Origin of the sequence: Pseudomonas sp. SWRI111, from assembly GCF_014268555.1 — a bacterium.
Taxonomy (GTDB): Bacteria; Pseudomonadota; Gammaproteobacteria; order Pseudomonadales; family Pseudomonadaceae; genus Aquipseudomonas; species Aquipseudomonas hamedanensis.
This window is the reverse complement of record NZ_JABWQQ010000020.1, coordinates 95,051-108,363: the sequence shown is the minus strand read 5'-3', so window position 1 is coordinate 108,363 and position 13,313 is coordinate 95,051. Positions and strand designations below refer to the sequence as shown.

The 13,313-nt window shown below is 60.8% G+C and carries 11 protein-coding genes; 10 read left to right on the top strand and 1 reads right to left on the bottom strand.

Going from position 1 to position 13,313, the window contains the following annotated elements; all coding sequences use genetic code 11:
- Positions 1-231 precede the first annotated feature (231 nt).
- A complete protein-coding gene (locus tag HU755_RS21535; protein WP_186636274.1) occupies positions 232-1,929 on the bottom strand; it encodes a sulfatase-like hydrolase/transferase in 1,698 nt (565 codons plus the stop codon).
- Positions 1,930-2,318: 389 nt separating this feature from the next.
- Here HU755_RS21535 and HU755_RS21530 point away from each other — a divergent pair, with 389 nt between their 5' ends.
- From HU755_RS21530 to HU755_RS21485, 10 genes are read left to right on the top strand one after another with little or no spacing between them, the layout of a single operon-like run.
- Positions 2,319-3,671 carry a UDP-glucose/GDP-mannose dehydrogenase family protein gene (locus tag HU755_RS21530; protein ID WP_186551978.1) on the top strand — a complete coding sequence of 451 codons (1,353 nt, stop codon included), beginning with the start codon at positions 2,319-2,321 and terminating at the stop codon, positions 3,669-3,671.
- Complete coding sequence (locus HU755_RS21525) at positions 3,668-4,702, top strand: NAD-dependent epimerase (protein WP_186623171.1); 1,035 nt, start codon at positions 3,668-3,670, stop codon at positions 4,700-4,702. Before HU755_RS21530 ends, HU755_RS21525 begins: the two co-directional genes overlap by 4 nt.
- Positions 4,703-4,716: 14 nt before the next feature.
- Positions 4,717-5,463, top strand: coding sequence for a sugar transferase (locus tag HU755_RS21520; protein WP_186551980.1), 747 nt, complete (start codon positions 4,717-4,719; stop codon positions 5,461-5,463).
- Positions 5,463-6,110, top strand: coding sequence for a CpsD/CapB family tyrosine-protein kinase (locus HU755_RS21515; protein WP_186551981.1), 648 nt, complete (start codon positions 5,463-5,465; stop codon positions 6,108-6,110). Before HU755_RS21520 ends, HU755_RS21515 begins: the two co-directional genes overlap by 1 nt.
- A gap of 21 nt (positions 6,111-6,131) precedes the next feature.
- Positions 6,132-7,154, top strand: coding sequence for a polysaccharide biosynthesis/export family protein (locus tag HU755_RS21510; protein WP_186551982.1), 1,023 nt, complete (start codon positions 6,132-6,134; stop codon positions 7,152-7,154).
- A gap of 16 nt (positions 7,155-7,170) precedes the next feature.
- The gene (locus tag HU755_RS21505; RefSeq protein ID WP_186636271.1) at positions 7,171-8,763 is read left to right on the top strand and encodes a lipopolysaccharide biosynthesis protein; all 1,593 of its coding nucleotides are present in this window, start codon (positions 7,171-7,173) and stop codon (positions 8,761-8,763) included.
- The gene (locus tag HU755_RS21500) at positions 8,760-9,851 is read left to right on the top strand and encodes a glycosyltransferase family 4 protein (protein WP_186636268.1); all 1,092 of its coding nucleotides are present in this window, start codon (positions 8,760-8,762) and stop codon (positions 9,849-9,851) included. Before HU755_RS21505 ends, HU755_RS21500 begins: the two co-directional genes overlap by 4 nt.
- Positions 9,848-11,215, top strand: a complete 1,368-nt coding sequence (locus tag HU755_RS21495) for an O-antigen ligase (RefSeq protein ID WP_186636265.1) — start codon at positions 9,848-9,850, stop codon at positions 11,213-11,215. Before HU755_RS21500 ends, HU755_RS21495 begins: the two co-directional genes overlap by 4 nt.
- Entirely contained in the window at positions 11,212-12,180 is a 969-nt protein-coding gene (locus HU755_RS21490) for a glycosyltransferase (protein WP_186636262.1), read from the top strand. Before HU755_RS21495 ends, HU755_RS21490 begins: the two co-directional genes overlap by 4 nt.
- Positions 12,173-13,309, top strand: coding sequence for a glycosyltransferase (locus HU755_RS21485; protein WP_186636259.1), 1,137 nt, complete (start codon positions 12,173-12,175; stop codon positions 13,307-13,309). Before HU755_RS21490 ends, HU755_RS21485 begins: the two co-directional genes overlap by 8 nt.
- Positions 13,310-13,313 lie beyond the last annotated feature (4 nt).

Sequence of the window (13,313 nt, the reverse complement as noted above, 5' to 3'; positions counted from 1 at the left end):
CGCCTCGATATTCGCCAGGTCGTAGCCCATCAACTGCAGCAGCGTCGGGAAAATGTTGTAGTGGCTGGAGCGGTTCTGGTTCGCCGCCAAATTGGCGGTGTCAGTAATGGCCCTTTCGCTGGCAAGCCAGCTCCCACAGGGACTGCGGTTGTCCACAAATTTTTGTGTCAGCAGCGGACAATGTGGGAGCTGGCTTGCCAGCGAAGAGGCCTGTCGCCTCAACGCAGAACCTTACTGACCAACCGCCACACTCGCCGGCGCCCGCGGCGGCGTGACAATGCTTCCAAGATCAATATGTTTCCACTCAGGCCTGGCGCCCAACCGCGCGTTGAACCGGTAGTTGAAGGTGAATTCATCCGCCGTCGGCACGCTCAGCGGTTTGCCATACACCGCCTCGATATTCGCCAGGTCGTAGCCCATCAACTGCAGCAGCGTCGGGAAAATGTTGTAGTGGCTGGAGCGGTTCTTGTTCGCCGCCAAATGCGCCGACCAGTCCGGCGCCTGTAATCCGCGGCCCTGAATCACCACCAGCGGCACCAGCCCTTCCTCCTCCACCGGATCACCTCCGCAATGGGTGTTGAGGCCAGGGTTGCCGCGCTCATGCAGATCCTGGCCATGGTCGGAGGTGTAGATCAGCAGCGCATTGTCCAGCGTGCCCTCGGCAAACACCCGGGCGAAGAACTCGCCGACATTCCACAGCAACGTGTTTTTGTAGGCGTTGCGATACAGCACCCAGTCGTCCGGCTGACCGTTGAAACCGGTGCGTTCGCCGGTGTCGGCGACTTCACTGAACTGCCCGCGTGGCAGCGTCGGCCGATAGGCCATGAAGGCGTCCGGGTATTTGTCATGCACCGGAAAATGCGCACCGACCTTGTTGATCACCACCAGCTCGGGACGGTCGTCCTTGAGCAACGCGATCAGCTTGGCAGCAGCCGCCATGTCGCGGTCGCGCACGCGGGTCTGGTCGAATTGCACGAACTCATCGATGTCGTTTTTTTCGCTCTGGGTCATCAGGTTCTGCAGGTTGCCCCCGGTGCGCTGGGCGTCGATGTACACCGTGCGCAAACCGGCCTTTTTCGCGTACTGCCAGATCGACGGCAGCGTGCTGTTGATGCGCATGTAGTCGGCACGGGTGCCGCCGTAGCGCAAGGTGACATTGGTGTCGGCGCTGCAATTGGCAATGGACGCCGCGTATCCATAGTTGAAGATTTCGACGCCGACCGGCGCCTGCTTGAGGTTGCTGTGCACGCCGAACGGCGCGTTGATGTCCAGGTAATTGCCAGAGACGCTTTCGTCGATGATCAGCACGATGTCGTGGCCGACGGCTGGCGCGGTCCGCGCGAGCGTCACCGGTTCCCGGGGGCCGACCGTGTTATGCAGCGCCTCGTAGGCGAACAGGTTCAGATAGGCCAGCGGCGTGTACATGACCGGCAGCCCGCGCGCGCCTTCACCCGCGCGTAGAAACAGCAACCCGCTGAGCGCCAACACAGCGACAACGGGCGCCGCGACCCGCAACACGTTGGGGAGGGCCAGCGCTCGCCGCGGCTTGAGCCCGATGCCAAACAGCAACAGCAAGCCATTGAGCACGGCGTGCAGGATCGCGCCCCGGTACTGGTACGCCGCTTCCTGAATAAAACCACCGGAATAGACCAGCGAGACAAAATCGCTGTACCTCAGGTAATCCGCGGTGACCCGTGTATAAACATCAAAGAAAACCGCCGAAGCAAACAGGGTTAATGCGAATGCATGTCGAACGAGCGCCTGTCGTATATAGGCAGTCAGGTAGAGCGCGACGATAAGCGCCAAAAACATCGCGCCAAAAAAAAGTACATTAAAACCCCACCCGATAGCATTTAACCGATCCAGGTAATAGTCGGAATAAAGCAACAGATAGATAACTAAAAGCAGTTCCTTGGCATATCTGAACATGTCGATACCGGCGGTGCGAAAAGGCGGGAAGTCAAAGGTTTGTCAGTCAGAAGCTGACACTAGCACCCGGCCATTAAATCGCAAGAATTGACTGATAGCCGGATAAACCGTCAAAAAAACCATGACTCAAAAATGACACACCAGCCGCGCTGAAAGCCTTCAATTACGCGGGTTTCGACCGTTTGTCGCTTAGATGAAATCTGAACAAATCTGCAAAAAAACAACAAACTCAATCGCAGCAATGACTTGATAGCCAATCGCCAAAAAACGCTTAAGTGTTATACCGGTGCAACATGTCATTTTGCTGACATGCTTTTCAAACCCTGCGCTATACCCCTTTAACAATCTCATTCCGTAGTTAACTTTTCTGGCTTTATTGAGGTGCGCAGATGGACGTGAGCGTATTTGGCACAGGCTATGTCGGACTTATACAAGCCGCCGCACTTGCCGATGTCGGCCATCGGGTTTTATGCATTGATATTGATCCGAACAAAATCAAACAACTGCAACAAGCAGTGCCGCCTATCAGTGAGCCGGGGCTGTCGGCAACGCTTGAAGAAAACATCAAGGCCGGACGTCTGTTGTTCAGTACCCAGGCCAGCGATGCAGTGGCCCACGCCGAGCTGATTTTCATCGCCGTCGGCACCCCGGCGGACGAAGATGGCTCTGCCGACCTCAGCCATGTGCTCAACGTGGCCCGGCAGATTGCCGGCCTGATGGAGGCCGATCGCACGCTGATCATCAAATCCACCGTGCCGGTGGGTACTGCCGACCAAGTCCTGGCCGCCGCCAACAGCGAATTGCTGCAACGCGGCAAAACCGGGCTGCAGGTGCGCGTCGTCTCGAACCCGGAATTTCTCAAGGAAGGCAGCGCCCTTGCCGACTGCATGCGCCCGGACCGGATCATTATCGGTACCCGTGACGATGAAGCCCGCGAGCAGCTGAGCGAGCTGTACGCGCCGTTCTGCCGCAACCGCGAAAAACTGATGTTCATGGACAACCGCAGCGCCGAGCTGACCAAGTACGCCGCCAACGCGATGCTCGCCACCCGCATCAGCTTCATGAACGAGCTGGCCAACCTCACCGAACTGCTGGGCGCCGACATCGAAGCGGTGCGCAAAGGCATCGGCTCCGACCCGCGCATCGGCTATCACTTCATCTATCCGGGCTGCGGCTTCGGTGGCTCGTGCTTTCCCAAGGATCTGCGCGCGCTGCTGCACACCGCCGAACACAACGGCATGCCGCTGAAACTGCTGCGCAGCGTCACCGACGTCAATGACCGTCAGCGGCACATTCTCTTCAGCAAGCTGCAAGCGCAGTTCCCGCAAGGCCTGGCCGGCAAATCCATCGCGGTCTGGGGCCTGGCCTTCAAACCCAACACCGATGACATGCGCGAAGCCCCCAGCCGGTATCTGATGGATGCGTTGTGGGCCGAAGGTGCCAGCGTGCAAGCCTACGATCCGGAAGCGATGTCCGAATGCCGGCGCCTCTATGGCTATCGCAACGACTTGCATCTGTGCGCGACCCGCGATGACACCCTCGAAGATGCCGACGCGCTGGTGATCTGCACCGAATGGAAAAATTTTCGCGTGGTGGATTTCGCACTGCTCGCCGAGAAGCTCCGTTCCAAGGTGATCATCGACGGTCGCAACCTCTACAACCCGGAACAAGTGGCGGCCGCCGGTCTGCACTACAGCGGCATCGGCCTGCGTCACATCGCTCCAGAAGGAGTGCGGCCATGAAGATTCTGGTGACCGGTGCAGCCGGTTTTATTGGCGCCCATTGCGTCCTGCGCTTGCTACGCGACGGGCATTCAGTGGTCGGCCTGGATAATTTCAACCACTACTACGACCCGCAGCTCAAGCACGACCGGGTGCAATGGGTGCGCGAACAGGTGGGCGACTTCCAGCTCGCCACGGTTGATCTCGCCCACGCGACAGCCATCGACGCACTGTTTGCCCGCGAACAACCACAAGTGGTGATCCATCTGGCCGCGCAGGCCGGGGTGCGTTATTCGCTGGACAATCCACGGGCGTATCTGGACAGCAACCTCAACGGTTTTCTGAACATCCTTGAGAGCTGCCGGCATCACCCGGTCGAACACCTGATCTACGCCTCGTCGAGTTCGGTGTACGGCGCCAACCAACACACGCCCTATTCGGTAAAGGATGGCGTCAACCATCCGCTGTCGCTGTACGCCGCGACCAAGAAAGCCAATGAGCTGATGGCGCACAGCTACAGCTATCTTTTCGGCATTCCCTGCACCGGCCTGCGCTTCTTCACCGTGTACGGGCCATGGGGCCGGCCCGACATGTCGCCAATCCAGTTCGCCCGGGCGATCAGCGAAGGCGAGCCGCTGAAGCTGTTCAATTACGGCGAGCACCAGCGCGATTTCACCTACATCGACGACATCATCGAAAGCATCGCGCGCCTCATCGATCAGGCACCGCAAGCCAATCCGCAATGGGATCGCGAGCAGCCCGACCCGGCCAGCAGCATGGCGCCGTGGCGCCTGTTCAACATTGGCGGACAGCAGCCGGTCGCGCTGAAAACCTACCTCGCGCTGATGGAAAAACATCTCGCTCAGAAAGCCATTGTCGAGCTGCTGCCGCTGCAACCGGGCGACGTGCTCAACACCTGCGCCGAGGCCAGCGACCTGGCCCAGGCCACCGGATTCCAGCCCCGGATTGAACTGGATGAGGGGCTGGGTCGTTTCATCGCCTGGTTCCGCGACTACTACCCCACTGCCCGCGCGCCGCTTGCGGCTGAATGAATGCGGAGGACGCCATGACTGGACATGAGAAAGGTGTACCGATCCAAGAGATGCGCCGCGACAAGCGAGTCGACCCCGAACATCGCATGCGCCTCGACGCAGCGATTCATCGCCAGGGTCGCGGCTGGTTAAGCGGCCGCGATGGCGGCCGTCCATGGCAACTGTCGCGGACCAATCGGGTGGTGGCCTGCCTCGGCGCGCTGGTGATTCTGCTGCTGTCCTCGCCGCTGCTGCTGGGCCTGGCATTGATCATCAAGCACACCAGCCCGGGGCCGGTGCTGTTTGTGCAGAAACGCACCGGCTATCGCGGCCGCAAGTTCGGCATGTTCAAGTTCCGCACCATGGTCTGCAACGCCGAAGAACTCAAGGAATCGCTGCGCCACCTGAATAAACACGGGGCGGACGCCATCGATTTCAAGATCGACAAGGACCCGCGCATCACCGGCATCGGCCATTTTCTACGGCGCACCAGCCTCGATGAGCTGCCCAACCTGATCAACGTGGTCACCGGTGACATGCGTCTGGTCGGCCCTCGCCCGACCTCGTTCAACGCCTACCGCTACAAGGACAATCATCTCGCGCGTCTGGCGATCTACCCCGGCATGACCGGCCTGTGGCAGATCTCCGGGCGCAGCAACATCGACTTCGACCAGCGCGTTGAGTTGGACCTCAGCTACATCGCCGAGCAGAGCCTTCTGCTTGATCTGAAGATTCTGTTGAAAACCCCCTTCAAAGTATTCAGCGGCCACGGAGCAAGCTAATGGACGGTTCAACCAATAACAGCCTGAGCATCGCCAGCCCCAGCGAATCGAACCTGACCTCGACCGTGCTGGACCTCGATCTGCGGATCCTGTTCCTGACCGCTGCCAATCCCGGCGCGGGCACCACCACCAGCGCCCTGGCCTTGGCCAGTCAACTGGCACAAATGAGCAGCGGCCAGGTGCTGCTGGTCGACGCCAGCCAGTCGGCCAACAACCTCACCCAGCAGATGAACCTCGGCAAGGAGCGCGGCCTGCGCGACCTGTTGTTCAACCCGGACAACCCGCCGCTGTTGCAGGACTGCGTGGTGCAGGTGTCGAGCCTGCCCTTTCACGTGCTGCCCAACGGCCGGCCGATCCGCACCCTGGAGCACCTGACGGCCGAACGCCTGAGCCCGCTGCTCGACCAATTGGGCAGCCGCTACCGCTTCGTGGTGATCGACGGCGACGCGGTGTACTCCGCCGCCGACACGCTGGTCATCAGCACTCAGGTCGACGGCGTGGTGTTTGTCGTGCGCGCCGAAGATACCCGTTGGGAAGTCGCCCAGGCCGCCGTGCAACGCCTGACTCAGGCCGGCGCAAAAGTGGTCGGCAGCGTGTTCAACCGGCGCAAGTACTACATGCCCAAATGGCTTTACAAAAACCTGTAAGCAAACGCAAAGGATGACGCCATGAACGCCAGAATGCTTGTCCTGCTGTTGCTGCCGCTTGCAGGCTGCTCCAGCACTTCCGAGACCCGCAACATGCCGGTGAATATCCTCACCGCCGCACCGGCCAACGCCCAGGCGACTGACATGCCGAAGGTCGAACAGACCCTGCGCCCGAAAGACGTGCTGGATGTGATTTTCCATATCAGCACCAGCGGCTCGGACGCTTACCGCGTGCAGTCGGGCGACCAGATCGGCCTGAATTTCACCGCCGCCAGCCAGCTCAACGGCACGCAACTGGTGCTGCCCGACGGCACCATCGAACTGCCGGGCGCCAACACCTCAGTAAAAATCGCCGGCCTGACCAGCGAAGAGGCCCGTCAGGAAATCCAGCGCGCCTATCAGCGCAAGCAGCTGTTCCAGCCCAATCGCAATCAGCTCTCGGTGCAGATTCTCAGCCCGCTGAGCAACGAGCAGAACCTCAAAAGCGCGTTGAACCACCCGGCCACCGGCATGAGCCGCGAAATCACTGTGGGAACCGACGGCTACGCGAGTTTTCCGGAAATCGGCGCCGTGCCGCTGCAAGGCATGACCGTCAATCAACTGGAAACCTTCCTCAATCAGCGATACGCGCAACTGCCGGGACGGATGACCGTGGACGTGCTGCTCAAGTCCACCGCCGGCAACGAGATCTATGTGCTCGGCGAAGTCGCTCAACCAGGTTCGTACCCGATCCGCCGACCAGTGTCGGTGCTTGAGGCGCTGACGCTGGCGCGCGGCACCAACGTCAAGGCGCGCCTCGATTCGGTGGTGATCATGCGGCGCAACGGCAATCAGGTGCAGGCAATGAACTACGACGTCGAAAAAGCCTTGTCCGGCGAGGCGCCACAGATCGCCTATCTGCAGCCGGACGACATGCTCTACGTGCCAAAAACCAAACTTGCCAGCGCCGGCGAACTCGCCCGGCAATTGGCCGATGTGGTGCTGTTCCAGGGCGTCGGTTTCAGCTTCGGCTACCGCGTCGACAACAAAGGCAGTGACAACTGACTCTCAGGTGAACGACATGAACCCAAAAGAAAATTACCTGCATGAGTTCTTCAGGATTTTCTTCGCCAACAAGCAAACGGTGAAGCGCATCTTCCTGACCTTTGCAGTGATCGCCCTGCTCCTGCCGTTGCTGCTCAAACAGAGCTTCGATATCACTGCGCAGGTGATCGTGCAGTCGAAAAAACTCTCTCAGGGCGATGCGACGACCTCGCTGACCCAGGACAACGCCACGTTCATTCCGCCATCGCTGGCGGACATGGAAACCGAAAGCAATATCCTCCGTTCGCCGGCGCTGATTCGCCAGACCGTCAGCGAACTGCGTGACAACGGTCAGTACAACCCGCCACCGGGGTTGCTCAGCAAGCTGGCCGGCGAACCGTTCAAGCGTTACGTCAGCACGCCACTGCGCGAATATGTGATCAATCCGCTGCGTGACGCGCTGGGCATGGAAACCGATCCGGTGCGCGACACGGCACTGGACGGCTTGACCCAGGACGCCATCGACAATCTGAAGATCGAAACCCTGCCGGGTTCCAATGTCATCTCGATCGTCTACAGCTTCCCTGATCCTGTTCAAGGCACGGCGTTCGTCGCCGCATTGCTGCAAAACTATCTGGTCGATCGTCAGGCGTTGCAATCGATCGAGCTGCCACACTCGTTCTACGAGACCAAGAAGCATCAATATCAGGTGCGACTCGATGGTCTGGAGGGCGCGCGGCTGAGCCTCTTGGAAAGCGTCGGTTCGTCCGATCCGAAAGAGGAAATCACCTTTCGCCTCAATGCGATCAACACCGAAGAGCAGGCACTCAATCTGTATCGCGATCGCTTGCTGCAAAGCCAGCGCTGGCTCGATTACCTGAAATCCAGCCTGGCCGCCGCCAACACCAACAAACTCAATGACTACACCTTTCCGTTTACCTTCACGACTACGGTGGACAACATCGCGTTCGAGGACCGCGAGATCCGCCAGATGGGCGAACAACTGACCACGCAGGTCAGCCGCTACATGAACGATCTGGCGGTATTCCAGCCCGGCAGCGAACCGATGTTGCTGGCCCGCGAGCAAATCGCGCGCACACGCCAGCAGTTCCTCAAGGTGGTCAATAACCGCATCCAGGAACGCACGATCGACCTGTCGGTGGTCAGCCAGGTCATCGAGCAGAAAACCGCGCGCATTGCCGAGTTCAAGAATCGCATCCATCAATTGCAGCAAACCCAGAGCAAGCTGCGCCAGATGGACACTGAAATCGGCGCGTTGCACGCAGCCTTTTCGACCTATGCACAACGCTTCGCTGAAAGCAGCACGACACGCGCGCTGGATAATGACTTGTCCAATGCTCGTGTACTGAGTCCACCGTTTGAACCGACCGCCGCGGCTTTTCCCAAACCGCTGCTGATCATTCCGTTCGGGCTGTTCACTGGACTGTTGCTGGCGATTGCCTTCGTTTATGTGCGTGAGTTCTTCGATCACCGCTTCAAACATCCGGCGCAAATCAGCCATGAACTGGGCCTGCCGGTACTGTTGGTGATCAACGAAGAAACGCCGCAGATCGGCAATCCGCACAAGCACTGGACCATGCCACGCCTGGTCCACTGGGTGCGCAATTGAACGCGGCGTCCAACCCGTGCGTCGCGCTGCCGATCATTCATTTGCTCAGCAGCGGCGGCTTCTATGGGGCCGAGCGGATGTTGCTGGATCATTGCCTGGCGACGTCGGGGCAGCACCAAGTGCTGTTTCTCGACGCCCCGGCAGAATTGATCGAGCGCTTTCGCAACGCCGGGGTGGACGCTCGCGGCTGTGCCGGGTTCGGTCGACTGCTGCGGCATTTGTATCAGCGCCGTGGTGATCGGCCGTTGCTCAACACGCACAACTTCAAAGGGCTGTTGTTTGGCTGGATCGGCGCAACGCTGTTGCGCCTGCCGCTGGTAATCACCCAGCACGGTTTCACTCCGCGCAGTCGCAAGCAGAAGTTTTACACCTGGTTGAGCCTGCAACTGTGCCGCACGGCGTCGGTCAAGCGAGTGGTCTGCGTGGCGCAAAGCATTGCCACGCTGCACCTTGAGGCCAGCGTGCGGGCGGAGAAGTTGCAGGTCATTCCCAACGGTTTGCCAACAGTGCCGGCCTTCCAGCCGGCGGCAGACCGGCAACGCTGGCTGGCCGGTTACGTCGGTCGGTTGAGCAGCGAAAAAGGCCCGGATCTGTTTCTCGATGCGCTGATTGCCCTGTGTCACCAGCACCCGCAACTGGACGCGGTGATGCTCGGTGACGGCCCGGAACGTGAGGCGTTGCAGGCGCGCATCGACGCTGCCGGCTTACAAGAACGGATTCGCTTGCCCGGCTATCAGACCGCGATGCAAGGCTGGTGGCAGCAACTTGATGCGCTGGTGATCAGCTCGCGCACCGAGGGCACACCGATGATTTTGCTCGAAGCGATGCAGGCCGGCGTGCCGGTGGTGGCGTTCGCGGTCGGCGGCATTCCCGACGTCTTGCAGGACCGCCACAACGGCCTGCTCGCGGCGCCGAACGACACCACCGCCCTCGCCCGCCAGCTCGACACCTTGCTGGCCGAACCGAAGCTGGCTGCGCAGTTGCGCGACAACGCCAGACGCACACAACAGGAGCGCTACGACCTCAAGGCTTTGGCCGAACGCTGGTCGCAGCTGTACATCCACACGGCACGGGAGGCACGCGCATGATTTTCCCGCTCTCGATCGTCAGTCTGCTGGCACTGGTCTGTCTGGCTTTGCTGGTCAGTCCTTATCCGTTCCTGGCCCCGGGGGCGGTGCTGGGGCTGCTGGGTTTCACGGTGCTCTATCGCAAACCGTCGTGGGGCCTGTTGGGCATTGCCGCACTGGTGCCGTTTGAAGGGTTCTTCAAAGACACTGCGTTTTCCGGGAGCAAATTGATCGGTGTTTCGCTGGCCCTGATTCTGGCGCTGCAACTGGCACTGCACCAGATTCCATCGCAGCGTCTGCGCAGCAATCTGTGGCGCTACCTGATCGGCTTCATGGCCCTGTACCTGCTGAGCCTGCTCGCCAGCGACAACCTGGGCATGTCGCAAACGCATCTGCGTGAGCTGAGCGTGGGCCTGATCCTGTTCGTGATCACCCTGCTGGTCGGTCGTGAATTGAATCTGGATCTGTTCGCCCGACTGGTCACTCTCAGCGTCAGCGCGACCTGCGCGATGGCGATGTTTTCCAGCCGATTCCAGGACAAGGGCCGCGCCGCCGGCCTGCTCGAAGACCCCAACGCCTTTGCCCTGCTGATCGCCTTCGCCGTGCCGCTGGGCCTGCTGCTGGTGATTCGCAGCCCGAACCTGCTGCACCGTTTGTTTTGGGCGGCCTGCTGTCTGTTGTTGCTCGGCGGCATGACCAAAACCGAGTCGCGCTCAGGGCTGGTGGTACTGGCCTTGAGTCTGGCCATCGGTGTCTGGCATTACCGTCAGCAGCTCACCCACATCCGCCCCCGGCATTTCGGCTTCGCCATGCTCGGTGCGGCGATCATCCTTCCCCTGGCGATCTACGCAATGCCGGCCGGTTATCTGGCCCGCATTCAGTCGCTGAGTATCTTGAGCGCCGGCGCCAAGGCCCAGGACGCCTCCCTCGGCCGTCGCGCCTCGTACATTGTCGTCGGCAGCCAGATCATCCGTGAACATCCGCTGCTCGGCTCCGGCCCCGGCACCTTCCCTTTGCACTACGCAACCACCGGTTATGCCAAGGCGTTTTCGGCCAACCGCAAGATCGGCGATCTGTATCGCCGGGCCCATAACACCTATCTGGAGATTTTCAGCGAACTGGGTATTCCCGCCGGGCTGCTGTTTGTTGGCCTGCTTGGACAGGGCTTCTTCAACCTGATCCGCGCACGAAGCGCGTGGTTGCAGCGGCGCGAATGGCAGCAGGCGGATTTGATTACCCATCTAGGAATGAGTTTTCTCTCATTGACGCTGTTCCTGATGTTCCTCAGCGCGCCGAACCTGAAGTACCTGTGGATCATGCTTGCGCTGACCTGGGTGCTGCGCCTGAAAGCCGAGCAGGCAGCGCTGACGGAGGCCAGGGCATGAGCCAGATCAGCATTGTCATTCCGATGTACAACGAGGCGCGGCACATCGGCCGCACCCTGCTGGCCGCTCGCAAAGCCGCGAACGCCGCCGACATGGACTGTGAATTGATCGTCGTCGACAACGGGTCCACGGACGACGGACCACAGATTGCCCGCGCATTCGGCGCTCGGGTGCTGGTGCTGCCCGACCTGCTGATCGGCGCCTTGCGCAATCGCGGCGCAGCGATTGCCAGCCACGAATGGCTGGCCTTCATCGATGCCGATATCGAAATGCCCGAGGACTGGCTGCTCGCTTTGTTCGCGCTTGAGAGGGAGGCTCAGGGCGATGTGTTCGGCCTCGACCTGCACACCCCGGCTGCCGCCCCGTGGTACGCCAGCGCCTGGCAGCGACGCAACCTGCGGCCATCGCGCAACGTCAGCCGTAGCGTGCAATGGCTGCCCAGCGCCAACCTGTTGATGCGCAGGTGCTGGTTCGACGAGGTCGGTGGTTTCAACGAAACCCTGCGCACCGGTGAGGACAAGGAATACACCCTGCGCCTGCACAGACACGGCGCGCGCCTGCTGTCGGTCAACCGAAGCATCGCCCTGCACTGGGGTTATGAAATGACTTGGCGCGAATGGGTCGGCAAGGAACTGTGGCGTCAGGGCAGTCACCTGCAATTGCTGCGCACCCACGGCATGAGCCTGCGTCTGCTGCGTTTTCCGCTGCTGTCAGTGCTGGTGTGGTTGCTCGATGCGCTGGCCATCCTTGCGTTGCTCACGGGCTACGCCCATCAGGCATTGATGCTGCTGATGCTGGGCCTGCTGCCGAGTCTGTTGCTCAGCGTGCGGCAAAGCATTCGCCAGCATAACGTCAGCCTGACGCTGCAACTGTGGGGCCTGCACTGGGTGCGTCTGCGCCTGGCCAGCGCGGCATTGATGCTCGGTCTGTGTCATTGGAACGCCAGGAGGCCTGCCCGTGGCTGAACTCATTTTTTGCCTGTGCCTGCTGCTGCCGATGTATGCCTACATCGGCTATCCGCTGCTGCTGACCTTGCTGGCGCCGTTGTTCCCGGCCTGGCGACATGACCCGGCGCCGCCACTGAACGTCAGCATCGTCATCGCCGCGCACAACGAGGCTCGGCACATCGAGCACAAGTTGCGCACGTTGCTCGCCCAGGATTATCAAGCGGCCGCGCTGCAGATCATTCTTGCCAGTGACGGTTCGACCGATGACACCGTGGCCTGCGCGCACAAGATCGTCGACCCGCGCATTACCGTGCTCGACCTGCCGCGCCAGGGCAAAGCCGCCACGCTGAATGCCGGCGTCGCTGTGAGCACCGGGGACATTCTGGTCTTCACCGATGCCGACAACCAATGGTCGCGCGACACTCTCGGCCACTTGCTCGCGCCGTTGAGCGATCCGCAGGTCGGGGCCTGCGCCGGGCACATGGTGATCCCGGTCACCGGTGGCGGCCTGAGCATCGGCGACAGCCTCTATCGGCATTACGAAGGCTGGTTGCGCCGGGTCGAGAATCGCACCGGCTGCATGGTCTCCGCCGATGGCGCCCTGCTCGCCTTGCGCCGCGAGTTGTTCCAGAACGTGCCGGCCGAGGTCAACGACGATTTCTTTATCAGTACCTGCGCGCCGGTGGCGCACAAACGCATCGTCTACGTGCCCCAGGCCCAGGTGATCGACCAGGGCGTCGACGAAGCGGACAAGCAGTGGCGTCGCCGCCAGCGGGTCACGGTTGGTGGCCTGCAGAGCCTGGCGCAACGCAGTGAACTGCTCAATCCGTTCAAGCACGGCCTGTATTCGATCGCGTTGATCAGCCACAAACTGATCCGTCGACTGGCGCCGATACTCCTGCTGCCGCTGCTGTTGAGCAATTTCTGGCTGTGGAACGAGCACGGTTTTTATCGCTTGAGCCTTATCGGGCAATTGACCGGTTACTCGATTGCCATCGCCGGCCTGCTGGATTCGCAACACCGTTTGCCCAAACCGTTTCGCCTCGCGGCATTCCTGCTGGTGACACTGGCGGGCATGAGCGCGGGCCTGTGGCAGTTCCTGCGCGGGCAGCGGTACGCACAATGGAATCCCGACCAGAATCGTTGAGAGG